Source organism: Polaromonas sp. P1_F1 (genome assembly GCF_056405795.1).
Genome location: NZ_JBFUBJ010000001.1, coordinates 286,396 through 311,329, shown reverse-complemented (window position 1 = coordinate 311,329; position 24,934 = coordinate 286,396). Strand labels below are relative to the sequence as shown.

Here is a 24,934-nt window from a genome sequence, read left to right as displayed (position 1 = left end):
CAGAGACAATGACCGCAGCCCCGCCCCAGACTGACAGCCCGCCCGGCCAGCCGCCGCGGCTGCAGCTTTCCGGCATCACCAAAAGCTACCCCGGCGTGGTGGCCAACAGCGGCATTTCGCTGGTGGTGCAGCCCGGTGAAATTCACGCCGTGCTGGGTGAAAACGGCGCGGGCAAATCCACACTGATGAAGATCATTTACGGCTCGGTCAAGCCCGACGCCGGCAGCGTGGCGATGGACGGCAAACCGGTCGTGGTGCGCAACCCGCACGAGGCGCGGGCGCTGGGCATCAGCATGGTGTTTCAACACTTCAGCCTGTTCGACACATTGACGGTGGCCGAAAACGTCTGGTTGGGGCTGGACAAGCACCTCACGCTGGCGGAAGTCTCGCAGCGCATCATGCAGACGACGCAAGCCTATGGCCTGCAGCTGGACCCGACACGTCCCGTGCACACCCTGAGCGTGGGCGAGCGCCAGCGGGTGGAGATTGTCAGGGCGTTGCTTACGCATCCACGGCTGCTGATCCTGGACGAGCCCACCTCGGTGCTGACGCCCCAGGCGGTCGAGAACCTGTTTGTCACGCTGCGGACGCTGGCGGCGCAGGGCTGCAGTATTTTGTACATCAGCCACAAGCTGCATGAAATCCGCGCGCTGTGCACCGCCTGCACGGTGCTGCGCGGCGGCAAGGTTTCCGGCTTTTGCGATCCGCGGCAGGAATCCAATGCCTCGCTGAGCCGCTTGATGATTGGCGCCGAGCCGCCCGCGCTGGAACACCGGGCGGTGCGCACCGGTGCCGTGGTGTTAGAGGTGAAACAGCTCGACTTGCCCAAAGAAGAGCAGTTCGGCGTTGACCTGCACCAGGTCGCGCTGCAAGTGCGGTCCGGCGAGGTGGTCGGCATCGCCGGGGTGTCGGGCAACGGCCAGAAGGAACTGCTCTATGCGCTGTCGGGCGAAGACACCCGCGCCGCGGCCGATGCGGTGGCGGTGAAAGGCCAGCCGGTGGGCAAGCTCGGGCCGGGTGGCCGGCGCGCACTGGGCCTGCACTTTGTGCCTGAAGAACGCCTGGGCCGCGGCGCCGTACCGTCGCTTTCGCTGGCGCGCAACCTCTTGCTCACGCGCAAGGAGGCCGTCGGCAAAAGCGGCTGGCTCGACCGCGGCGCGTTGCAGGCGCAGGCCGCCCGCATCATTGCCGAGTACAAGGTCAAGTCCGGCGGGCCGCAGGCAGTGGCCAAATCCCTTTCGGGCGGCAACCTGCAAAAATTCATCATGGGCCGCGAGATTGATGCCCGGCCTGAACTCCTGATCGTCTCGCAGCCGACCTGGGGGGTTGACGTGGGTGCGGCCACCCAGATACGCGGCGAGCTGCTCAAGTTGCGCGATGCCGGCTGCGCGGTGCTGGTGGTGAGCGAAGAACTCGAGGAACTGTTCGACATCTGCGATCGGCTCTATGTGATGGCCAAGGGTCAGCTCTCGCCTTCGCTGCCTCGCGCCGACGCCACGGTGGAACTGGTGGGGCAGTGGATGAGCGGGCTCTGGGCGCCCGGCACGCACCCAACAGAAACAACACAAACCACGGCGGAGGCCTCGGCATGAAGCTCGAAATCCGTCCCCAGCCGTCTTCCTTCTGGAGCTATGCCTCTCCGGTGCTGGCCCTGCTGATCACCGTGCTGATCGGTGTGGCGCTCTTTGTGGCGCTGGGTAAAGACCCGGTCAAGGGCCTGCAGGTGTTTTTCTGGGAACCCATCAAGTCGCCTTATGCCATCGGCGAACTGCTGGTCAAGGCCACGCCGCTGCTCATCATCGCGCTGGGTCTCGCGGTGTGTTTTCGCTCCAATGTCTGGAACATTGGCGCCGAAGGCCAGTTCGTCATGGGTGCGATCGCCGCAGGCGGCGTGGCGCTGCTGGCTGAAAAAACCACCGGTCCCTGGATCGTTCCGGTCATCCTGCTGGCAGGCCTTGCGGGCGGCATGGTGTGGGCCGGCATCACCGCCTTGCTGCGAGACCGCTTCAATGCCAATGAAATCCTGGTCAGCCTGATGCTGGTCTATGTGGCGGAGATGGTGCTGAACTACCTCGTCTTCGGTCCCTGGAAAGATCCCAACGGCTACAACTTTCCGCAAACCAGGACTTTTGAGGCCGTGACGCAGATTCCGCGGCTGATGCAGGGCTCGCGCGTGAACATCGGCATCGTGCTCGCACTGCTGGGCGTGGCGGGGCTGTGGCTGTTCATGTTCCGCACACACGCGGGTTTCCGGCATGAAGTCAGCGGCCTGGCGCCCGCTGCTGCGCGCTACGCCGGCTTCTCGTCGCGCCGCGCGTTGTGGCTGGCGCTGCTGACATCGGGCGCCGCGGCAGGCCTGGCCGGCGCGCTGGAGGTGGCCGGCCCCATTGGCCAGCTCACGCCCTATGTGCCGGCCGGTTACGGCTTTGCGGCCATCATCGTCGCTTTCGTCGGACGGCTGCACCCGGTGGGCGTGGTGTTCTCGGCCATCCTGATGAGCATGTTCTACATTGGCGGCGAGCTCGCGCAGTCGCGCCTGGGGCTGCCCAAGTCCATCACCGGCGTGTTCCAGGGCTTGCTGCTTTTCAGCCTGCTGGCTTGCGATACCTTGATCGCCTACAGACTCAGGCTGGCCAGGCCCATCCCCGTGCCGGTGGCCACGCCTCCTTCCACCGACCTTGTGAAAGGAGCCGGCTGATGGACTCCACCGCATTGCTCATCGCCGCCACACTCAGCGCGGGAACCGTGCTGGCCATTGCCGCGCTCGGCCTGCTGATCAACGAGAAGGCCGGCATCGTCAATCTGGGCGCCGAAGGCATGATGCTGTGCGCCGCCATTGCCGGCTTTGCCACCGTGGTGCACACCGGCAACAGCTGGCTGGGCTTTGCGGCCGGCATGGCGGCAGGCGCGTTCCTGGCCGCGGTTTTCGGTGTGCTGGTGATCTGGCTCAACACCAACCAGTACGCCACAGGCCTGGCGCTCAGCCTGTTCGGCGCGGGTTTTTCGGCCTTTGCTGGTATCAAGTATGTGCAAGAGAAGTTGCCCGAACAGTCGCAGTACCCGATTCCTTTCCTGGCCGACATCCCCCTGGTGGGTCCGGCGCTGTTCCGCCAGCACCCCATGGTTTACATCGCGATGGCGCTGACGGCCGGGTTGATCTGGTTTTTGTACCGCACGCGCGCCGGCCTGGTGTTGCGCTCGGTGGGTGAAAGCCCTGAGTCGGCGCATGCGCTGGGCTACCCGGTGCGGCGCATCCGGCTGGCGGCCGTGGTGGCCGGCGGCGCGCTGTGCGGGCTCGCGGGCGCCTATGTGTCGGTGGTCTACACGCCGCTGTGGGTGGAGGGCATGATCGCCGGCAAGGGCTGGATCGCGCTGGCGCTCACCACCTTTGCTACCTGGCGCCCGGCACGGGTGTTGCTTGGAGCTTACCTGTTCGGTGGCGTGACCATGCTGCAGTTTCACCTGCAGAGCCTGGGCGTCAATATGCCCACACAGTTCCTGAGCATGCTGCCCTACCTGTCCACCATCGTGGTGCTAGTCCTGATCTCGCGCAACCCGCTGTGGATTCGCGTCAACATGCCCAGTTCCATCGGCAAGCCGTTTTACCCGGGGGCCTGATGGTGTTTTAAGGTCGATCCGCCGCATAATTGCTTTTTTTTCGCCTTCCCGTTTCACTTTTCATTTCAATGTCATTTCCTAAAAACGAAAGCGAGTTCACATGACTGACCTGCAAAAACGTTCCCTGCTCAAGCTGGCGGCCCTGTCGGCCGTGGCTGCCGCAGCCTTGATGGGCTGCGGCAAGAAGGAAGAGCCGGCAGCGGCGCCTGCCGCGCCCGCGCCGGCGGCCGCCGCACCTGCCAAGGTCGAGCCCCTGAAAATCGCATTTGCCTATGTCGGCCCGGTGGGCGACGGCGGCTGGACCTTCGCGCACGACAACGGCCGCAAGGCCGTGGAGAAAGCCTATGGCGACAAGGTCGTCACCAGCTTCGTCGAAAAAGTGCCCGAGTCGGCCGACGCCGAGCGCGTGATCCGCGACATGGCGGCCCAGGGCAACAAGCTGATCTTCGGCACCACTTTCGGCTACATGGAGCCCATGCTCAAGGTGGCGGGCGACACCAAGGACGTGAAGTTCGAGCACGCCACCGGCTACAAGCAGGCCGAGAACATGCGCACCTATGACAGCCGCACCTACGAAGGTGCCTACATGGCCGGCGTGATCGCCGGCAAGATGAGCAAGACCGGCACGCTGGGCGTGGTCGGTTCGGTGCCGATTCCTGAGGTGGTGCGCAACATCAACAGCTTCACGCTGGGCGCGCAGTCGGTCAACCCCAAGGTCAAGACCAAGGTGGTGTGGGTCAATGAATGGTTCAACCCACCCAAGGAAACCGAGGCGGCCACGGCGCTCATCAACGGCGGCGCCGACGTGCTGTTCCAGAACACTGATTCGTCCGCCGTGCTGCAGACCGCCGAAAAAATGGGCAAACGCGCTTTCGGCTGGGATTCGGACATGACCGCCTACGGCCCCAAGGCCCACCTGGCATCTGCCATCATCAACTGGGGCCCGTATTACGTGAAGTCCGTGGGTGAGGCGCTTGAAGGCAAGTGGACCGGCAACGCGGCTTCCTGGTGGGGCGTCAAGGAAGGCGCCATCGACATCGTGTCGATTGCCGCCGATGTGCCGGACGACACCAAAAAGCGTATCGACGAAGTCAAGGCAGGCCTGAAGGACGGCAGCTTCTCGATCTGGAAAGGCCCGATCACCGACAACACCGGCAAGGAGCTGCTGGCCAAGGATGTGGTGGCAGACGACAAATTTCTCGGCGGCCTGAAGACGTATGTCAAGGGTGTCGAAGGCAAGGTTCCCGGCAACTGAGGATAATGGACGCAGCGCCGTGCCCGGGGCAACAGTTCCTGGGCCGGAGCGCTCGCAACGTAGTTTCAAAGCTGCCTTCGGGCAGCTTTTTTTGTTTCTGGAGTTGAGATGACGCCCGCACCATTCAAGGTAAAACCCGTGTCCGCAGACCGCCTGCCCGCGCTGTTAAAGCGCATGCCCAAGGCCGAGCTGCACATGCACATCGAGGGCTCGCTTGAGCCGGAACTGATCTTTGCACTGGCCCGCCGCAACGGCGTGAGCATTCCCTACGCCAGTGTTGAAGAACTCCGCAGCGCTTATGCTTTCACCAACCTGCAGAGTTTTCTCGACATCTACTATGCAGGCGCCAGTGTGCTCCTCACCGAGCAGGATTTTTACGACATGGCCCAGGCCTACTTGCGCCGGGCCGCTGCTGATAACGTCGTGCACACCGAAATGTTTTTTGACCCGCAAACGCACACGGCACGCGGCGTCAGCATGGAAACGGTCATCAACGGCCTGCACCGTGCCTGTGTGGACGCGCAGGCCGGGCTGGGCATCAGCGCCTCGCTGATCCTGTGCTTTCTGCGCCATCTCAGTGAGGAAGACGCGTTTGAAACGCTGGAGCAGGCCTTGCCCTTCCGTGACAAATTCATTGGCATCGGGCTTGACTCAGGCGAGGTCGGCAACCCGCCCGAGAAGTTTGCCCGCGTGTTTGCGCGCTGCCGTGAGCTGGGTTTTCACCTGGTGGCCCACGCCGGCGAGGAAGGCCCGCCCGAATACGTCTGGACGGCGCTTGACGTGCTCAAGGTGGAGCGTGTAGACCACGGCGTGCGTTCCAGCCGTGATGCATCGCTGATGCAGCGCCTGACGCAAGACCGCATTCCGCTCACGGTCTGCCCGCTCTCCAACCTCAAGCTCTGTGTGTTCCCGGACCTTGCCAGCCACAACCTGCGTGAGCTGCTTGATGCCGGGCTGGTAGCCACGGTCAATTCAGACGACCCGGCCTATTTCGGCGGCTACATGAATGACAATTTCACGCAGACTTTTGCCGCGACGGGACTGAATGCACAGCACGCTTACGTGCTGGCACGCAACAGCTTTGAGGCGAGCTTCATCGACGCTTCGGCGAAGGCGCATTATGTGGACCGCCTTAACGAAAGCTTCGAAGCCTTCAACTGAGTGCCGCGCACCGGTTTCGGCGCACCGGCCGCAAGCAGCGGCAGCGCCACCAACGCGCACAGGCCGGCCACACCCCAAACCATGGCCCAGCCTTGCCAGGCCAGCAGGTAAGGAAGGCTCAAGGGCGTGACAAAACACACCGCGAACACGCTGGTGTTGGCCATGCCCAGGGCGGTGCCGGCACGCCGCGCGCCGGCCAGCGTCGCGAGTTCGGTAAAGGCCACGCCGTGCCAGGCCGATACGCATATCCCGCAGGCCGCCAGTAGCGCCAGCAACGCGATGCCCATGGCGGCCGGCACCACGGGCCGCATCCCCGCCCAGGTCACCAGCGCCGCGAGCGCGCCGAACAATGCAATGCTCAACACGGTGCAGGTGCGTAAATAGGCGCGGCGGTTCTGGTGCCTGTCGGTCCAGTGGCCGCTCCAGACGCGCATGCCCATCGCGCCGACCTGCACGCTGACCATGGCGGTGGTGATCGCGGCCACGCCCCAGTGCGCGAAGTCATGCAGGAACACCGTGCCAAAGGACAGCACCGCGAACTGCGGCGCGCACAGAATGCCTATGCCCGCCACGATGCGCCAGACACGTGGGTCGCGCAGCGGGCCGCCGGTAGCATCATCCGCTCCGGGTACCGAGGCGATGGTCTGCTGTGCGGCAGCGGGAGGCGGCTCATGCAGCCATAGCCAGGCGAGGGCGGCCGTGGCCGCACACAGCAGCGCCAGCAAGCCGTAGATCACCGCGAAGCCCGCATGCAGCGCCAGCCCCGGAAGCAGCAGCGCGCCTATGCCGCCGCCCAGCGGCACGGCGGTTTGGCGGATGCTCATTGCCAGGCCGCGCTCGCCGCTCTGGAACCACGACATGATGGCGCGCCCGCTTGCGCCGTTGACGCTGCCGCCCAAAAGGCCCACCAGCAAGAGGCCGGCAGCCAGCAGTGGCAGGCCTGGTATGTGGCCGGGTGTGGGCGCCGCGAACAGTGCCATCGCCGCCAGCGCCGCCGCCGTCGCGCTCAGGCCCAGCAGCAGTACGGGCCGGTCGCCCCAGCGGTCGGCCAAGAGGCCCCAGGGCAGTTCGCTGACCGCGATGCCCAGGCCCATGAGGCCCAGCACCAGGCCCAGCGAGGTGTTGTCGAGCTGGTAGCCCGAACGCATGAAGATGGCGGTCATGGGCAGGCCGCTGAAAGCCACTGAAAAGCTGGCGTTGGCGGCTACGCCGACGCCCAACACCTTCCAGCGATGCAGCGGGCCGGGAAGGGGATGTGGGGAGCTGGGCATGGAGGGGTTTCCTAGGCGTGGAGGATGAAAAAACGAGAAAAAACGAGAAGACGGAGCCAGTGTAGAAAGTTAGAATCATTCTGAAAATCAGAAAATATTGGATGAATAGTTCCAATAAAAAGGATGATTAGATGACCCAGCCCCTGTTTGACCCCGACGTGTTGCGCACCTTTGCCACCGGCATGGCACTGGGCAGCTATGCCAAGGCCGCCGACCGGCTGGGACGCTCAACGTCCGCCGTGAGCGCACAGCTCAAGAAGCTTGAAGCGCAGGCCGACACGCCGCTGTTCCGCAAGGCCGGCCGCGGTCTGGCGCTGACCGACGCGGGCGAAACCCTGCTGGCCTACGCGCATCGCCTCCTGGACCTCAACGAGGAAGCCGCGGCGGCCCTGCGCGGCGCGGATCTGCAGGGCTGGGTGCGCCTGGGCCTGCAGGAAGATTTCGGCGAGACCTTGCTGCCCGGCGTGCTGGGCCGCTTCGCGCGCGCCCATCCCAAGGTCCGCATCGAAGCCTGCATGACGCGCTGCGCCGAACTGCGCGAACGGCTGGCCTTGCGCCAGCTGGACTTGGCCCTGGTATGGGACGCCGGCGAGCCCTCATCATTGCCGCATGGCGAGACGCTGCTGAACCTGCCCTTGCAATGGCTGGGCACCGCCGCGCAAGGTGAGGACCTTCCCGCCTGGGCCCGCGCGCTTCAAGCCAACGGCCAGAGCGGTGCCTGGCGCGGCGAGGCCTTGCCGCTGGTGCTGCTCGATGCGCCATGCCCGCTGCGCGACATCGCCACCGGCGCGCTGGAGCAGGCCGGCATTCCGTGGCGGCATGCTTTCACCAGCGCCAGCCTGGCGGCGCTCTGGGCCGCGGCTGCCGCCGGCCTGGGGCTCACGCTGCGCACTTCCCTCGGCTTGCCTGCCACCTTGCACGCGCTGGCGCCGGCGGCGCACGGGCTGCCCAGGCTGCCGCGCATCACGCTGTCGCTGTACCGCGCGATGGCCGAGCCCGAAGCGCCGGTGGCGCAGCTCGCGGCGCTGCTGCGGCAAGCGGTGCAGCAGCAGCCGGTGGCGCCGTCCGCGCCGCGGGCAAAGCGCGTGGCCGCTGTTCGCCGCTGAGGGTGCCGGCCCAGTCTTGCGCGGGGGTTATTCGGTGGGTACCTGGCTGGGCATAGGCGCAAACGTATGATCCCCACTGAACCATCAAGCAAGGATCCCGGCATGGCCGTAACGCCGAAGCAACACCAAGAGCCATCTCCCGCGCCGCACAGCCCCTGGCCCATTGCACTGGCTGGGTTGGTGGCACTGGCCGTAGCCATGGGTCTCGGGCGCTTTGCCTTCACGCCGCTGCTGCCGATGATGCTCAACGATGGCGTGGTCGATTTGCCGACGGCCAGCTGGCTGGCCAGCGCCAACTACTTCGGCTACATGCTGGGTGCGATTCTTTGCACGCTGCAGCCCTGGCTGTGGGCGCGCTTCAAGTGGCTGCCGCACCTGGCGTATTCGTCCCTGGTGCGCGCCGGACTGATTGCCACGGGCGTGCTGACGTTGGCCATGGGCTGGCATTTTCCGGCTGCATGGCCGCTGCTTCGCTTTGCCGCGGGCGTGACCAGTGCGGTGGTGTTTGTGTTTACTTCGGGCTGGTGCCTCTCGCAGCTGGCCAAGCGTGGCGTGCCCGCGATGGGCGGCATCATCTACGTCGGGCCGGGCGCCGGCATTTTGGTGAGTGGCCTGTTTGCCACTGGCATGGTCGCCTGGCACTGGACGGCCGCCAAGGGCTGGATGATTTTCGGCGTGCTGGCGTTTGCGCTGACAGCCTCGGTGTGGCGTGTCTTGCGCGGCGGCGATGAACGCTTGATTGCACTGGCGCCGCGCGCTGCTGCCCGGCCGGGTGATGCGCCGCAGCACCACGGCAATGCCGAGATGACCCTGCTCACGCTGGCCTATGGCCTGGCCGGTTTTGGCTACATCATTACCGCCACTTTTTTGCCGGTGATTGCGCGTGCGGCCCTGCCGGGATCAGCCTGGCTGGACATGTTCTGGCCCATTTTCGGCCTGGGCGTCATGATAGGTGCGCTGCTGGCCACACGCCTGCCGCCGGGCAAGGATTTCCGCCTGCTGCTGGCCGGCTGCTACTTTTTGCAGGCGCTGGGCATTGGGGCCAGCCTCTGGAGCCCCAGCCTCGCCGGTTTTGCGCTGGGCAGCCTGATGCTGGGCATCCCGTTTACCGCCATCACCTTTTTTGCGATGCAGGAAGTGCGGCGCCTCAAACCCGCCACGGCCGCCAGTTTCATGGGCCTTCTGACAGCCACATACGGTGTCGGCCAGATCCTCGGCCCGCCGCTGGTGGCCGTGCTGCTCCGGCGTACACCCAACGCGGGTGCGGGTTTCACGATGTCGCTGGAAATTGCGGCGGCCTCGCTGATGGTGGGCGCTGTGGTGTATGGGTGGATGGCGAAGGCTTATCCGGTACTGCCGGCTTTACCGTCTGGCGGCGTAGCGGCGCAGAAGTAAGCGCTTCGCTCATCAGTTAGGACCGGGCTGTTGCACCAGCGCCATGGCAAACTTGCCGCCGCCCACCGACCAGTCCGAATAGTCGTTTTCATGCATGAAGATGAAAACGTCATCGGCGGCAACACCGGCGTTGGTCTTTAAATTGCGCGCGATGGCCGCATAGAGTGCGCGCTTCATCGCATCGCTGCGGCCGCGCCGCATCGTGATCTCGACGACCACCGGCTGCTCTGAACGTGCCATGCCGTTGAAGCTTCGGTTGAAGAAGAACTGCTGCGCATCGTAGCTGCTGACCGAATTAAAAAGCTCGTCTTCAGGCATGCCAATGCTGTCGACCAGCGCCTGGTGAATCCCGTCGACGATGCCTTGCCGTTGCTGGGGGCTGGTGCTGTGGTGGACGCTGGTGCGGACAAAAGGCATGTGATTTTTCCTCAATTTAAATAGATGGCGGTGAATTGAAGTTTTCACCGAGGTGTCTCGAATTCTGGCAATCAATGACCGTCAGGAAAAGCGATTTGTTCGCAAGTCATATGTGCCATAAACTCACATAATGATGAAGCGCCGTCTCCCACCTTTGAATGCCCTGCGTGCCTTTGAAGCCGCTGCCCGGCTGGGCCGCATGACGGCTGCGGCCGAGGAGTTGTCGGTGACCCCCGGGGCCATCAGCCGGCAGGTGCGCCAGCTGGAGCAGTCCCTGGGCGTGCCGCTCTTCGAGGGTGCCAAAAACAAGCCACAACTGACCACTGCCGGCGCTGGGCTGTGGCCGGCGCTTGCCGCTGCGCTGGACCAGATGGAAGCCGCAGTGCGTGAAGTGCGCAGCAGCGAGGCCGGAACGCTGGACGTCTCCTGCTTCAGCACCTTTACCGTCAAGTGGCTGATTCCGCGTCTTTTTGATTTCAATGCGCGCCATCCCGATATCGACGTCCGGCTCAGCGCCGCCGAGCGTGTGACTGGTGTGGACCGTGACCGCTACGACCTCGTCATCACGGTAGACGGGCGGGGCAGCGAAAAGTCCGCCACGCTGCTGCCGCTGTTTGTGGAGCGCCTGGGCCCTGTCATGGCGCCTGGCCTCGCCAATCGGGCGAACGTGCGCGAAGCGATCGACCTGGCCCGCTTGCCGCTGCTGCACACCCAGACGCGGCGGGATGCCTGGCAGATGTGGTGCGAGTCGCGCGGCCTTGCCCTCCCCATTCAGGACGGTCCGGAGTTTGAGCACTACTACTTCACGCTAGAGGCGGCCGTGGCCGGCTTGGGCGTGGCGATAGCGCCCTGGCACCTGGTGATGGACGACGTGCGCGCCGGCCGCCTGGTGGCGCCGCTGGGCTTTGGCGAAAGCGCCTACCAGTACGTGGCCCGGCGGCGCGAAGAGGCCGATGCGAAGCTCGACACCTTTTGCGGCTGGCTGGAGCAGCAGGCGCATGAGATGCCTGTGCCTTGAGCGGCCCTGATCTGCCCGCAAATCCCCTGAAAACCCGCCATCGGCCCTGAACCGTTAAAATCAGGGCTTGCGTGCTGCCTCGGCGCGCCGGCATTTGCTTTGTTTCCGGGGCCATGTAGAGGACTACCATGTATAAAAACCTCGCGACCCCCGGTCTTTCGGCTTGTGTGGGCGCCTGTTTTTCCTGCTTTATTTCTCCCGCTCCCTCCTGTGTTTCGCCCCTGCTGCTGCCTGTGGCGGGCTGCGGCTGTGGCCGCGCGAAAGCCGCGCCATGAGCTACCAGGTCAAGGAAATTTTCTACACACTGCAAGGCGAGGGCGCCAATGCCGGACGGCCTGCGGTGTTCTGCCGTTTTGCGGGCTGCAACCTGTGGACGGGCCGCGAGCAGGACCGCGCCACGGCGGTCTGCCAGTTTTGCGACACCGATTTTGTCGGCACCAACGGCACGCTGGGCGGCAAGTTTGCCGATGCCGATGCGCTGGCGCAAAAAATTGAAGCACAGTGGCCTGTCGGCGATAGCGCCCACCGCTTTGTGGTGATGACAGGCGGCGAGCCCTTGCTGCAGGTCGATGCCGAACTGATCGCCGCGTTGCATGCGCGCGGCTTCCAGATTGCGGTGGAAACCAACGGCACCATTGCCGCGCCCCAGGGCATTGACTGGATCTGCGTGAGTCCCAAGGCCGGCGCACCTTGGGTGCAACGCGCGGGCCAGGAGCTCAAGGTCGTCTGGCCACAGCCAAGTTTCGACCTGGCCGAACTTGAGGCTGCCGACTTCACGCACCGTTACCTGCAGCCTATGGACAACCTGCAGCGGCAGCAGAACACCGAAACCTGCATCCAGCTGTGCATGGCACGCCCGGCCTGGCGCCTGAGCCTGCAGACCCACAAAATCACGGGCATCCGATGAAACAGCTCCCTAAGCCAGAACCCATGCGCTGCGAGATCAGCCAGACTTTCTACTTTGACGCGGCGCACACCTTGAAGCGCGTCATCGAGGCCGACAGTAGCAAGCGCGTGCACGGCCATACCTACAACGCCGAAGTTTTCCTGGCCGGCGTGCCTGACCCGGTAACCGGCATGGTGATGGACCTCGGCCTGGTGCGGCGCGAGATCGAGGTGCTGCGCGAAGAATTGGACCACCACCTGCTCGACGACGTGAAAGATCTGGGCCCGCCTACACTCGAAAATCTGTGCCAGTTCATCTTCCGCAAGCTGGACGCACGTCTGCCGGGCTTGACTTCGGTACGTGTCTGGCGCGCTTCGCTGGGCGACGGCTGCCGCGTGAGCCGCTGAACCCGGCCGTCCGGCTGGCAGCAAGCTCAAAAAGCCTGATAAGCCCTATAGGCCTTATCGGGTTCTGAGTATTCAGCCCGCCGGTGACTGGGTTAATCTTGCAGCCATGAAAGCCTATCGCGCCGCCCTCCTGTACTTTGCCGCGCCTGCGCAGGCCGTTTATGAGGCTGATGGCCTGCTGGTAACCGGGCCCGATGCCGAAGGCCGCCAGGTGGTGCAAGCCGTCGGCAGCTACCACGCGCTGGTTTCACAGTTCGCCGAGGTGCCCACCGAATACCTGCCGGGCCGTCTCATCGCGCCGGGTTTTGTCGACATGCACGTTCACTATCCGCAGCTGGACGTGATCGGTTCGCCGGCCGACGGGTTGCTGCCCTGGCTTGAAAATTACACATTTCCAGAAGAAAAACGCTTCGCAAGCAAGGACCACTGTGCGCAAGCAGCTACGGTTTTCATAGCAGAGCTGCTTCGAAACGGGGTCACCACGGCGCTGGCCTTCGCGACTTCGCATGTGGAATCCGTTAACGCGCTGTTTGCCGAGGCACAGAAAAACCAGCTGCGCCTCATGACCGGAAAATGCCTGATGGATCAGAATGCCCCGGACGGCGTGCGCGACGAAACGGTGCAAAGCTTGCAGGACACCGAAGCGCTGATCCAGCGCTGGCATGGCGTAGACCGGCTGGGCTACGCCATCACGCCGCGTTTTGTGCCCAGTTGCAGCGAAGCACAGCTGCGCGGTGCCGGCGAGCTGGCCGCGAAATACCCGGACGTGTGGATCCAGTCGCACGTGGCCGAGAACAAGGACGAGATCGCCTGGGTGCGGCGGCTTTATCCGAAGGCGCGCAGCTACCTCAGCGTCTATGAACAGTTCGGACTGCTGCGCCCGCGCGCCGTATATGCGCATTGCATCCACATCGACGACGAAGACCGTGCCCTGATGCGCGGCACCGGCACGGCGGCAGCCGTGAGCCCGACCAGCAACCTGTTTCTGGGCAGCGGCTTTTTTGACTACGAGGGTGCAGACCGCATCGGTTTCCCCTATGGCCTGGCCAGCGATGTGGGTGGCGGCACCTCGTTCAGCCCTTTCCACACCATGCTGGCGGCTTACTACGTGGGAAGGGAAGGGCAGACCAAAACCGGCCTGTCGCTCAAGCCGCAGCACCTGTGGTGGCAGCATACGGCGGGCGCGGCGCGGGCACTGGGCCTGGAGGGTGTCGTCGGTAACCTGCAGCCCGGTTGCGAAGCCGACTTCGTCGTGCTCAACCTGCAGGCCACGCCGCTGCTGGCGCGCAAGACGGCGCGAGCCGCCAGCCTGGACGAGTTGTTGTTCGCACTGATTGTGCTGGGTGACGACCGGGTGATTGAAAAGGCCGTGATTTCTCAGGCGGGCGGCACAGCCTAGCAGCCGGCCCGGTCGCGTTCGGCTTCCGCGTCGCGCCGGCGTTGGTTCAGGCTTTCCATGGCAGCCACACTGCCGCCGCTGCGCTGGCTCTTCTGGATGCCCTCAATTTTGGTGTTGATGCTGCTGCAACGCTTCTTTTGCGATTCGGCGGATCGCAGCGAGGAGGCATCGCCGCCCTGCGCAGCCTCGACGGCCCTGGATTCCAGGGCCTGAGGCCGCGCAGGCGCGACGCCTGGCGCCGGACTGCCGGGCAGTTTTCCCACGGCGGCCAGCGCCGCCGCAACCTCCTGGGCATGTTTCTTGGCTGCGATGCAGTCGGCTTCGATGCTGGCACGAACTTCCGGCGCGGTGCCGCGTTTGCCGTAGACCTCGGTGATCAGGGTTTTCTCTTCTTCCGAATAGGCGGCGGCCCTGAGTTTTTCCGCCAGCGCTCCCGCTTCGCGCGACCAGACAATTTTCTGGGAGTCGATGCCGCGTTGCCGGCATTGTGTGTCCGTGCCCGCGCTGGCGACGGGTCGGGGGACATTGTCGAAATTGCGCACTTCCGTGCCCGGCTGCACCGTGTCGCAGGGGCGGTCCTGGTAGACGTTGCCGCAGCGATGCATCTTCTGCGCCTGTGCCCCGGCGCCAAGCAGCATCAGCACGGTCCCTGCGGCGATCCCCATCCAGGTTTTGCAGTTCATTGCCGACTCCCCCTGTCATGTAGTGATGCGCCATTTAAGCACACCGCCAGAGTGGGTCCACGGCCCGCTTTGGCCAGGATTTCGGGTTTTCGGGACTGTGGGCAGGCAGACTTCCGGCCTATCAGGCCGGGGTGAATCAGGCCGACGAAGTTCACGCCCGGCACGTGGCGCGAACTCGTAAACATGACTTTGAAGTCCCAGATCGATTTCTACGCTTCGGGGAAATGGTCGGTCAAAAAGCCGCCGCCGTGAACAAGCACCTGGAGCACATTTTGAAAAGCTGGGCGTGGAAACACGGGCGGCAGCCGCGGCACTGGCGACTGGGCATGTCTTTTAGGCCGGCCCAAGCCCTGCCTGGGCGGAAAAAACGGCTTTTTTTGCCGCGTTCAATGAATCTCCGCGGTAGCGACGGGGACCTCCAGGATGAACGATGCGCCTTTTCCAGTACCGTCGCTGTGGACCTGCAAGCTACCCCCCATTTCCTGCGCGGCCAGAACGCAGCTGTGCAGGCCAAAGCCATGCCCGTTTTTGCGTGTGGTGAAGCCGTGAGAGAAAACGCGTGTCAGGTTCTCCGGTGCAATGCCTTCCCCGTTGTCTGTCACCGTGATGCGCAGCACGGGCCCTTCCAGCAAAACAGCATGGAGCGTAATGAACGGGCGCCTGTCTGCAATCGTGCCAAAAGCCTGCTTGGCGTTGCTGATCAGGTTCACCAGCACCTGCAAAACGCGTTGCCGATCCAGCAAAAGGGTGGGCAACGTTGCGTATTTTTTTTCAACATCCACTTTGTGGCGCGTCAGTGCATCCGCATTCATGCGCAGCGCGTCGTCCAGCAACTCATCCACCTTTGCGGATTCGACGACACGCGGGGTGCCTGCGTATGATTGCTGGGTCGCGATGACCTGTTTGATGTGGTCCACACTGCTGCAAAGTGCGTCGAGTTCTTTCGCGATCGATTCATGCTCTGCCTCCAGTGTCCGCGCCAACTCGCGCAGATAGGCGGGTAACAGCTTGCCCTTGCTGTCCCGCGTCAAAAACTCCCCCAAATCTCCGGTATGAGCGTCCATCAAACCCACAGAGCGGGCGAGCCCCTTGAGCTTGGACGTCCGCAACTGGCTGCCAATCAGTTCGGCCGACACGTTGACGCTGTTGAGAACATTCCCCACGTTGTGCAGCACGTTGGTTGCGATCTCTGCCATGCCCGCCAGACGCGCCGTGGTGAGCAGCTGGGCTTGAACCTCTTCAATTTTTCGTTCCGCTTCCTTCAATTCGGATATGTTTTTCGAAGTCCCGAAGGTTCCGATCAGTGTGCCGTTCCTGTCTCTCCAGGGGCCTTTGGTAGTGAGGTACCAGACGACACGCCCATCAGGATGAACGGTTTTTTCGCTCTTTTCGAGGATCGGTTTCCCCGTCCGGATAATCTCTTCTTCGTCGTGACTAAATTCACTCGCCCTGTCCTGGCCGTAAATGTCTGCATCGGTTTTACCAATCACATACTTTTCAAACTCCTCCACACTGGCCAAATGCGGTGGAAGTGTCTCCTCACCCATGTCCGGATGTGCTGCGCGATAGCGGCTGATCGATAGCCGCAGGAGGTTGTGAACTTCCGAGCGGCTGACTTTTAGCAAACGTGATTTCAGATCCTTGAAGAAGATGGAATCTGGTGAGCTCTCCATCAGCGTAGCCAGCAAATCATGGTGGTGCGCCAGCGCTGCTTCAGTCTGCTTCAGGGCAGTAATGTCCTTGGAAATACCGAAGGTACCAATGATGGCTCCGGCGTTGTTGCGCAGCGGCATCTTTGTACTCAGCTTCCAGGATTCACCGCGCCCGTCTTTCCAGGTTTCCTTCTCCACTTTGCCGATGATCGGCTGACCTGTGCGCAGGATTTCCTGTTCATCCTCGTATGCGGGGCGCGCATGCTCTTCGGAAAAAAAATCGTGATCCGTCTTGCCCACCAGCTCCTCCGGTAATGCCCCAAACTGTAGCGCCTGTGCCTTGCTGCATTTGAGAAAGCGGGACTGCGCATCCTTGAAATAAATGTGATCGGGAGCGTTGTCCAGAAGCGTGCGCAACAAATCCTGCTCGTTGATCTGGGAGTCAGCCGCCGCGCTCCCCTTCTCCGTAACATCCGCCGCAGGGTGCCCGCCTGGATGAGACCCGGCGAGTTGTTGCAAATGCCACTTCTCTGCCAGGGAGTACGCCAATTGGATGACTTCTACAGGATCAAGCGGCGTCTTGAGCACCAGCCACCTGCTATTCGTGGCTCCCATGGCTGCGCGCAGCGCATCAGAAGAAAGATCCAGCCGCTCCGCGCACAGCACTATCTGGACTCCCGGATCAAGCGCCCATATTTGAGGTGCCATTTCGAGCGAAATTCCTCCCGCCGTACCAGAAACACCGATAAATGCCAGGAAGTAGGGACGCGAAGCCAGAAGCGACTGTTGTACCAGGGCCAGCGCCTCGCGTGTGTCGCGGGCACCATCCAGTTCGAATATCCCTCCCGCATTCTCATTTTCAACAAGCATGTTGTGGAAGGCATCGTGAATGCCGGGGCTGCCGTCCACGACAAGAATACGGTCCTTGTTCTGGGTAGATCTTGTTTTCATAGTGGGGGCGCCTCGCATGAACCGGCTTCAGATAGGGGACAACGGCACTTCAGCTTGCACCTGTGCCCGTCGTAGGGGCAACGTTACGCGGAATGTGATGTCTTGACCAGCGGCACTTTCCCCGTCCATGCGTCCCTGGCGTTTTTATCGGATTGTGGGGCAGCGATAGCCCTCAGCCCGTGCTTTTGCCAACAGGCCCCTTGGTGAGGAAGGGCCGGCTGTCTCCGGACTGGCGGTCAGTGGGGGTGGCGCTCCAACCCCAACTTACAATCACAGCCACAACAGGAGCCCCATCCCATGAGCATCAAGAGCGATAAATGGATACGCCGCATGTCCGAGCAGCACGGCATGATCGAACCTTTTGAACCCGGCCAGATCCGCCAGCGGGACGGCCAGAAAATCATCAGCTATGGCACCAGCAGTTACGGCTACGACATCCGCTGCGCGCCCGAGTTCAAGGTCTTCACCAACATCCATAGCACGGTGGTGGACCCAAAGAACTTCGACGAGAAAAGTTTTGTCGACTTCCACGGCGACAGCTGCATCATCCCGCCCAACAGCTTTGCGCTGGCCCGCACCATGGAGTACTTCCGCATCCCGCGCAATGTGCTGACCATCTGCCTGGGCAAAAGCACCTATGCGCGCTGCGGCATCATTGTCAACGTCACGCCGTTTGAGCCCGAATGGGAAGGCTATGTAACGCTGGAGTTCTCCAACACCACGCCGCTGCCCGCCAAGATTTACGCGGGCGAGGGCTGCGCGCAGGTGCTGTTCTTCGAGAGCGACAAGGACGACGTCTGCGAGGTCAGCTATAAGGACCGCGGCGGCAAGTATCAGGGGCAGGTTGGGGTGACCTTGCCGAAGGCGTAACGGACATCTACACGACTGATTTGGACGGACGCCTGCAAAGGGCGTCCGTTTTCGTTTCTGCCCTCTACAGCCTCAGGGCTTGGCGACCTGGGGGCGGCTGGCAAAGCCGCTCATGTACTTGATGGCGTCGCCAATGGTGTCGCGCCACACCGGCCATTCATGATCGCCATCGACGACGCGGTACTCCACCAGCTTGGGCTGGTATTCAAACAATTTCTGGAACAGGCCGGCCGAGTGGTAGGCAATGGAAAAGGTGTCGTGGTCGCCGCTGTTGATGTACAGGGGCACCACGATTTTTTTGCTTTTGTAGGCTTCCCAGCTGGCGGTGTAGTTCAGGCGGTCCCATGAGGCCTGGTCAAATTTGCCGCCTGCCTGGAACGGTGCCACCTGCATGGCCGAAGAGTGGCCCGGGGGTGTCGGTGAATAGATCGCCGGGCTCAACGCCGCGGCGGAAACAAACAGTTCCGGGTACTTGAAAACGGCGTTCACCGTGCCGAAACCGCCGGCGGACAGCCCTGCGATCATGCGGCCTTCACGCGTGGTGATGGTCCTGAAGTTGGTGTCGATGTGCGGGATGAGCTCCTTGATGAGCGCGGTTTCGGCCTTGTCCTTGTTGCCGTCCACCCACCAGGTGGAGCCGCCGCCCGGCATCACGATGATGGCCGGCTGGACGCGGCCTTCCCTGACCAGCGTGTCCATGGTCGCCTGGACCTGGCCTTTAACCAGCCAGTCATTGTGGTCGCCGCCGTTGCCGTGCAGCAGAAACAGCACCGGGTAGCGCAGCCGGCCGCTCTCATAGCCGTCCGGCAGGTAAATGGTGTAGCGGTAGTCTGTGTTCAAGGCCTTTGAGTTGAAGGACCTGACGGTGACCTCGCTGGCAAACGACAGCGGTGCGCCAGCCGCAACAAGTGCCAGTAAAAACCAGCCCAGCAGTTTGCGAATCGACTTGAACCCCATGCCTGTCTCCATCTTGAGCTCCTTGTTGTGTGAGGGCAAGTATCCGGTAAATCCCGGACGCGTGAAAGCGCTCTCACGCAGCGGCTCAACGGATGCCGGGGGCGGGACTGGGCCTCGGTGAACCTTGTTACTTGACCAGCAACACCGGAATCTCGCACTCGGCGACCACGCGCTGGGCCACGCTGCCGATCAGCGCGCGGCTGAGCAGGCCCTGGCCGTGTGTGCCCATCACGATAAGGTGCGCTTTTTCGCGCTTGGCGGCACGCAGTATTTCGGCGGTGGGCGAGCCGACCACGGCGAGGGTTTTAAACGCCATCTTGTGGCGCTGGAGGAAGCGCTCGATCGGCGCCAGCACCTTCTGCGATTCTTCGGTGTGGTAGGCGGTGACGTTGGCCGAACCCAGCATGGTCTTGACGCGCCCCGGCACGGGAGCCTGCACATTGATCACCACCACTTCGCCTTCGGCACCGGCGAGTTCATCGTGGTTCACCAGAAAGGCCAGGGCCTTTTTGGTGTACTTGCTGCCATCGGCGGCGAACAGAATCTTCATGGTTTTTCTCCGGTGTGATCGGATCAGCGTAACACCAGCGCCCTCGTGCCGCTGTAGGTGAGCGCCTGTTTTCGTCTTGCAGTCCGGGGAAAATGGCTTGGCTCCAGGTGCCGACTTGGCGCCGTTCAAGCCAGCGCTGTCCGTGCCGCGGCCAAGTCCCAGCCCGCCCAGCCGCAGCTTTTAAACAGCACTGGCCCGGCGGGTTTTTTGAGGTCCTGGCGGATCACATCGGCCAGTGTGGCGAAGCGGCCCACGTCCAGTCCGGCCTGCAGCAGGTCCCCTGCCTCGTGGATGGCATCAGCCGCGTCGACAAACACCGAACCCTTCGCCGCGAAGTATTGGCATAACGCGGCGCTCAGTTCCATCATGGCCGGGGTGAAAGCCCCAACGGCGCTGATGAAGCCGTCAGGCCGGGGCAGCGCGCTGAGGACTACGGCGGCAGCCGGCGTGCAGGTAACGGCCAGCGGGCAGTCGGCCAGCGCGGCATCGGCGTCGTGCACCACGCGGGCGATCAGGCCCAGCGCCTCTGCATGCTGCACCAGGGCCTGGGCGCTGGCGTAGCTGCGCGAAGCGATGCGAAATTCGTGTACGCCCAGGCCTTCGGCATAAGCCTCCAGGTGCGCAAGTCCCTGGACACCGGCACCGACGATGAGCATGGGGCCGTGCGTGTTGGGCGCCAGCCGCTGCGCGGCCAGCAGTGAGACGGCTGCCGTGCGCCGGGCGGTGACGGTGGGCCCGTCGAGCATCAGCCGGCGACTGCCGGTGGCCACGTCAAACACCACAACGTCGCCCTGGATAGTGGGTCGGCCGGTGCCGGCATTGCCAGGCGTGAAGGTGATCAGTTTGGTGATCGCGGTGCGGGCGTCCAGCGCCGGCATCACAAACAGGCTGCCGCCCCCAGTCAGGGGCTGCACCACGCGCGGCGGCACCTGGACGGAACTGTCCTTGAGCAGGTGCGTCAGCTCGCTGACCAGCAACGGGTAAGGCAGGCGGGCGGCGGTCTGGGCGGGGTTTAGCAGGGTGGGCGTCATGGGGCGATGGTAAAGCGGGGAAGGAAGTGGGAGGGCGAGACGAGGGGGTGTCGGTGCCCCGCGTTACGTCGCGTAAAAAAATGAAAGGTTTTTATCCTACATATTCCCGGGAAAAGTGCTGGATGGAAACCGCAAACGCTTCCCTAGGATGAAAACAGGTTCACAGGGAGGCCTGCCATGTTTTCTGACCACTTGCAAAAATTCGACAAAATGCCTTACAAGACGCTGCTCTGGGTAGCGGCTGGGCTGGTGTTTGTTTGCCAGCTGGCAGCCTTCGCGTTTGTGGCGGACGGGCAAGTCACCAAAGCCAGGATCCGCGACTATCAGCGCCAGGCTGAAGTGCAGGCGATTGCGCAGTGCATCGAAAACACCGCCGGTGCCGCCCGCCAGGGTTGTATCCAGCAGGCCCGCGTCGCGGCCGCCTCAGCCTTGCCGCCCGTCATCACCAGCGCGCAAAAGGGTCAGGCTGTGGCCGATTCATCGGGGGAGTCCGGCGGTGTGATGGCCAGCAACGCAGCAGGCGCCACTGTCAGCAGCATGCTGCCAATGCAGCCTGCACAGGGCTTTATGCCGGCGTCCTTCGCCATCCGCTGATTCAGCAATCATCGGAAGGTCTTACGGCCGGTGCGGTTAGTATGGCCGCGATGGACATGTCACGCCTGTTGCGTCTTTACCAGCCGCGAAACCCCCTGTTCTGGCTGATGCTCGTGCTCAACGGGCTGTCTCCTTTGCTGGCCTGGGTGGTACATAACCGTCCCTTGAATGCCTGGGCCACGGTGCTGGTCACCTGTTTTGCGCTGGGTAACGCCGTGATTGGCACATTCCTGCTGTGGCGATTGCTGCGCAATGAGCCTGCCATGCCCGCGCAGAATGCCGGCGCGCAAGACGCTAACCCTGACGTTAATTGACGGCCCCGGCGCCTTTGACGATGTCGTGCGGTGTGGCCAGCGCCGCCGCTATGGCCAGCCGCAACCCGCGCACGATCTCATCGAGCGGCAAGCTGGGCGCACCCTGTTCGGGCACATAGGGCACATGGATAAAACCGCCACGCGTGCGCCTGAAGCCGCGCTTTGTGGTCAGGGCATGCATGAGCGCATAAAACACGTGGTTGCAGACAAAGGTGCCGGCGGTTTGCGAAACCTCGGCAGCCACGCCCGCCTCCTGCAGCGCCTGCAGCATGGCCTTGATGGGCAGGCTGCTGAAATAGGCTGCCGGCCCGCCCGCCACGACCGGCGTGTCGACGGGCTGGCCGCCGGTATTGTCGGGAATACGGGCATCGTTGACGTTGATGGCAATGCGCTCCAGCGAAATCGCGCTGCGCCCGCCCGCCTGGCCGACGCAGATCACCAGTACCGGCTTATGCAGCGCGAGCAGCCGGATGAGTTCTGCGATGGAGGCCTGAAACACGGTGGGCAATTGCGCCGCCACCAGGAGGTGGCCGCCTATGCGCTTGCCACCCAGCGCCTGTACCGCCAGCCAGCTGGGGTTGAGGGGCAAGCCGCTGTGCCCGGTGTCGCCAAAGGGGTCGAAGCCGGTGAGCAGGACACGCGGGAGCGAAGAAGCGGAAGGGGCTGTGCGCATGCCGCCATTGTGAAGGACGGCGGTGTTTTGGCTACCATGGCTCCATGAATACCCCAACCCATCCGGACATTTCCGCGCTGGCCACCGACCTCACCCGCGCCCGTCTTGAAGCCAGCCCGTTGCCTTGGCCCGCCACCGTGCCAACTGACGTGCCGCTGGCCTATGCCACCGCGCTGGCCGTGCGCGCCGCGCGAAGCGCGCAGGGCGACAGCCCGGTAGGCTACAAGGTTGGCTTTACCAACCGCACCATCTGGCCGCGTTATGAAGTCTATGGCCCCATCTGGGGCACGGTGTGGCATAGCAGCCTGGCGCGTGTCGATGCCTCCGGGCCCAACGAGGGAGTGTTGTCGCTCAAAGGCCTGTGTGAACCGCGCATTGAGCCCGAGGTGGTGTTCGGCCTGCGCGAAGCGCCGCCGACCGATTGTTCGGCGGCAGAACTGATTGCGTCCATAGACTGGGTCGCGCACGGCTATGAGATCGTGCACACGCATTTCCCGGGATGGAAGTTCACGGCTGCGCAGGCGGTGGCCGACGGCGGGTTGCACGGCCGGTTATTGGTGGGCCATGCCGTGAAGCTGCCCGACGGGTTGGCGCCCGCGGCACTCATGCAAGCCCTGGCGGGCCTGCGGCTCAAGCTCTACGGCGATGGGGTGCTCAAAGATGAAGGTGAGGGCGCCAATGTGCTGGACGGTCCTGTAGAGGCGCTGCTGCATTTCGTACAGGAATTGCGCGCCACGCCCGGCACACCGGCTTTGCGGGCCGGCGACGTCATCACCACCGGCACGCTGACTGACGCCTGGCCGGTGCAGGCGAGGCAGACCTGGCATACCGAACTGCAAGCGTCCGGCCCGGTGGCCGGCTCGCTCAAGGGCTTGACGGTCCGGTTCGAATAAGCGCCGCGCGCCGGGCCTATTTTTTGATCACCGCGCCGGTTTCGCTGTCGAACTTCACGACACGCACCTGGCCGTTCTGGCCGGGAAAGTTGTCAAACACCGCGCGAACCAGGTAAGGCACGACCAGCGGAAGGTCGCCGCTGCCGCCTTCGTACACAGCGCGCGATTCAAACACCGTGCGCGGCGGCTTGCCGGGTGGCGTGCCCTGGGTGTCAAGTAACCGCACGCGCAGGCTGTTGGTGTAAATCGTCATGTTGAGCGGCCTGTCGCCGACATAGCGCGGCCCGAAAGGGTCGGGCACCCAGCCGCCCGCGTATACGCGGCCCGCGGCGTCGCGGTAAGGCGGCAGGAAGACAAAGTTGTCCTGGTAAACCGGCTGCAGAAAGGTTTTCTCTTCGCTGCGGCTGCTGGCCGCTACGTCAACCTGCAGCCGCCCTGCCTGGCCTTCCGGCGCGCGCCTGAGGCCGCGTTTCTCCAGTTCGGCCTGCACATAGCCCTCATAGGTGGCTTGTTCCAGCTGCCGTGTCGTGTCCACCGGCGTGATGTAGCTGAAAGTGGCGCCCGCCGTATCGCCCGGCCACTGGTTGAAGCTGGTCACGCGGGTGGTGATGGGGCTGGCGCAGGCCGTCAGCAGCGCGGCCAGCAGCAACGCAAGCGCCAGGCGCAGCGGGAAAAACACGGAAATGGCGCCGCCCTGGGTGCCGGGGCCCGCGGGCGTTGGGTGGGCAAAAGTAGTCATGACGAATGGATACACCAAGGTTCAATTTTGTTCCACGGCGGGGGGCCGCTCAAGTAAAGTCGGCGCATGCGCTGACAGCGGACCGGGCTTTGGGGCAGGTGCCGCAGCGGGCCGGAAAGGCCAGTATGCACGGATGACAGACAGGGAGACACCATGAAGTGGGAAGGCAATCGCGAATCCGACAATGTTGAAGACCGGCGCGACGGCGGTGGCGGGGGAGGCGGCTTCGGCTTTGGGGGCCGCAGCGTCGGCATCGGCACCATCGTGGTTGCGCTGGTGGGCGGCTGGATCTTCGGCATCAACCCGATGACCATCCTGAGCCTGCTCAGCGGCGGCGGATCCCCCGCACAGGTGCAGCAGGGCCCGGCCCCCAAGCCGCCGGCCGATGACCGCATGGCGAAATTCGTCTCGACCGTGCTGGCGGACACCGAAGATGTCTGGACCGACGTGTTTGCCAAGGGCGGCGGCACTTACCAGAAGCCGCGGCTGGTGCTCTTTCGTGGCGCCACGCAAACTGCCTGCGGCCAGGGCCAGGCCGCCATGGGGCCGTTTTACTGTCCGGGCGACCAGAAGGTCTACATCGACCTGGGCTTTTACGAAACCCTCCGTAACCGTTTGGGAGCACCCGGCGACTTCGCCCAGGCGTATGTGATCGCGCATGAGGTGGGCCACCATGTGCAGAATCTGCTGGGCATTAGCGGCAAGATGGACCAGATGCGTGGCCGCGTCAGCAAAGCCGAATACAACGCCCTGAGCGTTCGCCTGGAGTTGCAGGCCGACTGTTTTGCCGGTGTGTGGGCGCATAACGCGCAGAACGCGCGCCAGATACTGGAGCAGGGCGACGTGGAGGAGGCCATGAACGCCGCCGCCAAAATCGGCGACGACGCCCTGCAGCGGGCCGGCGGCGGCGCGGTGGTGCCCGAAAGCTTCACCCACGGCACCAGCGCCCAGCGCCAGCGCTGGTTCGACACGGGCCTGAAAACCGGCAGCGTGAAGGCCTGCGACACCTTTAGCGCCCGCAGTATTTAGCCGGCAGCCAACAATTAAGAGTGAAATCGGGCTGTAGCCCTTTACTGACGCGCGCAAACAGCTAT

General features: G+C 63.5%; 25 protein-coding genes and 1 pseudogene. 16 read left to right on the top strand and 10 right to left on the bottom strand.

Going from position 1 to position 24,934, the window contains the following annotated elements; translation table 11 throughout:
- Positions 1-8: 8 nt before the first annotated feature.
- The 5 genes from AC1DZE_RS01585 (at position 9) to AC1DZE_RS01565 (ending at position 6,034) form a co-directional block, all read left to right on the top strand.
- Positions 9-1,592: an ABC transporter ATP-binding protein gene (locus tag AC1DZE_RS01585; protein ID WP_477699714.1), complete on the top strand. Its 1,584-nt coding sequence runs from the start codon at positions 9-11 to the stop codon at positions 1,590-1,592.
- Complete coding sequence (locus tag AC1DZE_RS01580) at positions 1,589-2,698, top strand: ABC transporter permease (protein ID WP_477673530.1); 1,110 nt, start codon at positions 1,589-1,591, stop codon at positions 2,696-2,698. The genes AC1DZE_RS01585 and AC1DZE_RS01580 overlap by 4 nt, the downstream gene beginning before the upstream one ends.
- A complete protein-coding gene (locus AC1DZE_RS01575; RefSeq protein ID WP_477673529.1) occupies positions 2,698-3,618 on the top strand; it encodes an ABC transporter permease in 921 nt (306 codons plus the stop codon). The genes AC1DZE_RS01580 and AC1DZE_RS01575 overlap by 1 nt, the downstream gene beginning before the upstream one ends.
- A 100-nt stretch (positions 3,619-3,718) precedes the next feature.
- Positions 3,719-4,873 (top strand): BMP family ABC transporter substrate-binding protein, encoded by a 1,155-nt coding sequence (locus tag AC1DZE_RS01570; protein ID WP_477699713.1) that lies wholly within the window; start codon positions 3,719-3,721, stop codon positions 4,871-4,873.
- Between the two features lie 108 nt (positions 4,874-4,981).
- Positions 4,982-6,034, top strand: a complete 1,053-nt coding sequence (locus AC1DZE_RS01565) for an adenosine deaminase (RefSeq protein WP_477672757.1) — start codon at positions 4,982-4,984, stop codon at positions 6,032-6,034.
- On the opposite strand, the gene AC1DZE_RS01560 is transcribed toward AC1DZE_RS01565, so the two are convergent.
- Positions 5,992-7,305 carry an MFS transporter gene (locus AC1DZE_RS01560; protein WP_477699712.1) on the bottom strand — a complete coding sequence of 438 codons (1,314 nt, stop codon included), beginning with the start codon at positions 7,303-7,305 and terminating at the stop codon, positions 5,992-5,994. The two genes, AC1DZE_RS01565 and AC1DZE_RS01560, sit on opposite strands and share 43 nt — an antisense overlap.
- Before the next feature lie 131 nt (positions 7,306-7,436).
- Between AC1DZE_RS01560 and AC1DZE_RS01555 the strand changes: the two genes are divergently transcribed.
- Both AC1DZE_RS01555 and AC1DZE_RS01550 read left to right on the top strand, forming a co-directional pair.
- Positions 7,437-8,411 (top strand): LysR substrate-binding domain-containing protein, encoded by a 975-nt coding sequence (locus tag AC1DZE_RS01555; RefSeq protein ID WP_477699711.1) that lies wholly within the window; start codon positions 7,437-7,439, stop codon positions 8,409-8,411.
- 102 nt (positions 8,412-8,513) lie between these two features.
- Positions 8,514-9,806, top strand: a complete 1,293-nt coding sequence (locus AC1DZE_RS01550) for a YbfB/YjiJ family MFS transporter (RefSeq protein ID WP_477672762.1) — start codon at positions 8,514-8,516, stop codon at positions 9,804-9,806.
- Positions 9,807-9,818: 12 nt separating this feature from the next.
- On the opposite strand, the gene AC1DZE_RS01545 is transcribed toward AC1DZE_RS01550, so the two are convergent.
- A complete protein-coding gene (locus AC1DZE_RS01545) occupies positions 9,819-10,223 on the bottom strand; it encodes a tautomerase family protein (protein ID WP_477672760.1) in 405 nt (134 codons plus the stop codon).
- Between the two features lie 133 nt (positions 10,224-10,356).
- Here AC1DZE_RS01545 and AC1DZE_RS01540 point away from each other — a divergent pair, with 133 nt between their 5' ends.
- The 4 genes from AC1DZE_RS01540 (at position 10,357) to guaD (ending at position 13,933) form a co-directional block, all read left to right on the top strand.
- Positions 10,357-11,241 (top strand): LysR substrate-binding domain-containing protein, encoded by an 885-nt coding sequence (locus tag AC1DZE_RS01540; RefSeq protein ID WP_477672761.1) that lies wholly within the window; start codon positions 10,357-10,359, stop codon positions 11,239-11,241.
- A 271-nt stretch (positions 11,242-11,512) separates the two neighbouring features.
- Positions 11,513-12,148: a 7-carboxy-7-deazaguanine synthase gene (queE, locus tag AC1DZE_RS01535; RefSeq protein WP_477668112.1), complete on the top strand. Its 636-nt coding sequence runs from the start codon at positions 11,513-11,515 to the stop codon at positions 12,146-12,148.
- A gap of 23 nt (positions 12,149-12,171) precedes the next feature.
- On the top strand, positions 12,172-12,534 hold the full coding sequence (locus tag AC1DZE_RS01530; protein ID WP_477672763.1) for a 6-pyruvoyl trahydropterin synthase family protein: 363 nt from the start codon (positions 12,172-12,174) through the stop codon (positions 12,532-12,534).
- Positions 12,535-12,640: 106 nt separating this feature from the next.
- Entirely contained in the window at positions 12,641-13,933 is a 1,293-nt protein-coding gene (gene guaD, locus AC1DZE_RS01525) for a guanine deaminase (protein ID WP_477699710.1), read from the top strand.
- Here the strand turns inward: guaD and AC1DZE_RS01520 are convergent.
- The 3 genes and pseudogenes from AC1DZE_RS01520 to AC1DZE_RS01510 form a co-directional block, all read right to left on the bottom strand.
- Complete coding sequence (locus tag AC1DZE_RS01520; protein ID WP_477668110.1) at positions 13,930-14,616, bottom strand: hypothetical protein; 687 nt, start codon at positions 14,614-14,616, stop codon at positions 13,930-13,932. The two genes, guaD and AC1DZE_RS01520, sit on opposite strands and share 4 nt — an antisense overlap.
- Positions 14,617-14,732: 116 nt before the next feature.
- A pseudogene (locus AC1DZE_RS01515) lies at positions 14,733-14,867 on the bottom strand (acetamidase/formamidase family protein); the annotation flags it as partial.
- 135 nt (positions 14,868-15,002) lie between these two features.
- Entirely contained in the window at positions 15,003-17,219 is a 2,217-nt protein-coding gene (locus tag AC1DZE_RS01510; protein ID WP_477673255.1) for a PAS domain-containing protein, read from the bottom strand.
- A gap of 297 nt (positions 17,220-17,516) precedes the next feature.
- Here AC1DZE_RS01510 and dcd point away from each other — a divergent pair, with 297 nt between their 5' ends.
- Complete coding sequence (gene dcd, locus AC1DZE_RS01505) at positions 17,517-18,089, top strand: dCTP deaminase (protein WP_457279872.1); 573 nt, start codon at positions 17,517-17,519, stop codon at positions 18,087-18,089.
- A 72-nt stretch (positions 18,090-18,161) separates the two neighbouring features.
- Here dcd and AC1DZE_RS01500 read toward each other — a convergent pair whose 3' ends face one another.
- From AC1DZE_RS01500 to AC1DZE_RS01490, 3 genes are all read right to left on the bottom strand, one after another.
- Positions 18,162-19,058: an alpha/beta hydrolase gene (locus AC1DZE_RS01500; RefSeq protein ID WP_477698331.1), complete on the bottom strand. Its 897-nt coding sequence runs from the start codon at positions 19,056-19,058 to the stop codon at positions 18,162-18,164.
- A 115-nt stretch (positions 19,059-19,173) separates the two neighbouring features.
- Positions 19,174-19,596, bottom strand: coding sequence for a universal stress protein (locus tag AC1DZE_RS01495; RefSeq protein WP_477668107.1), 423 nt, complete (start codon positions 19,594-19,596; stop codon positions 19,174-19,176).
- 125 nt (positions 19,597-19,721) lie between these two features.
- Entirely contained in the window at positions 19,722-20,627 is a 906-nt protein-coding gene (locus tag AC1DZE_RS01490; RefSeq protein ID WP_477668106.1) for a delta(1)-pyrroline-2-carboxylate reductase family protein, read from the bottom strand.
- A gap of 177 nt (positions 20,628-20,804) precedes the next feature.
- Between AC1DZE_RS01490 and AC1DZE_RS01485 the strand changes: the two genes are divergently transcribed.
- Complete coding sequence (locus tag AC1DZE_RS01485; protein WP_477674758.1) at positions 20,805-21,221, top strand: hypothetical protein; 417 nt, start codon at positions 20,805-20,807, stop codon at positions 21,219-21,221.
- A gap of 41 nt (positions 21,222-21,262) precedes the next feature.
- A complete protein-coding gene (locus tag AC1DZE_RS01480) occupies positions 21,263-21,535 on the top strand; it encodes a hypothetical protein (RefSeq protein ID WP_477668104.1) in 273 nt (90 codons plus the stop codon).
- On the opposite strand, the gene pcp is transcribed toward AC1DZE_RS01480, so the two are convergent.
- Positions 21,528-22,208: a pyroglutamyl-peptidase I gene (gene pcp / locus AC1DZE_RS01475; RefSeq protein ID WP_477699709.1), complete on the bottom strand. Its 681-nt coding sequence runs from the start codon at positions 22,206-22,208 to the stop codon at positions 21,528-21,530. The two genes, AC1DZE_RS01480 and pcp, sit on opposite strands and share 8 nt — an antisense overlap.
- Before the next feature lie 44 nt (positions 22,209-22,252).
- Between pcp and AC1DZE_RS01470 the strand changes: the two genes are divergently transcribed.
- On the top strand, positions 22,253-23,101 hold the full coding sequence (locus tag AC1DZE_RS01470; RefSeq protein WP_477674438.1) for a 2-keto-4-pentenoate hydratase: 849 nt from the start codon (positions 22,253-22,255) through the stop codon (positions 23,099-23,101).
- Between the two features lie 16 nt (positions 23,102-23,117).
- Here the strand turns inward: AC1DZE_RS01470 and AC1DZE_RS01465 are convergent, their stop codons facing one another.
- Complete coding sequence (locus AC1DZE_RS01465; protein ID WP_477668101.1) at positions 23,118-23,840, bottom strand: DUF4136 domain-containing protein; 723 nt, start codon at positions 23,838-23,840, stop codon at positions 23,118-23,120.
- Between the two features lie 153 nt (positions 23,841-23,993).
- Here AC1DZE_RS01465 and ypfJ point away from each other — a divergent pair, with 153 nt between their 5' ends.
- Positions 23,994-24,869, top strand: coding sequence for a KPN_02809 family neutral zinc metallopeptidase (gene ypfJ, locus AC1DZE_RS01460; protein ID WP_477668100.1), 876 nt, complete (start codon positions 23,994-23,996; stop codon positions 24,867-24,869).
- The last annotated feature ends 65 nt before the right edge of the window (positions 24,870-24,934 follow it).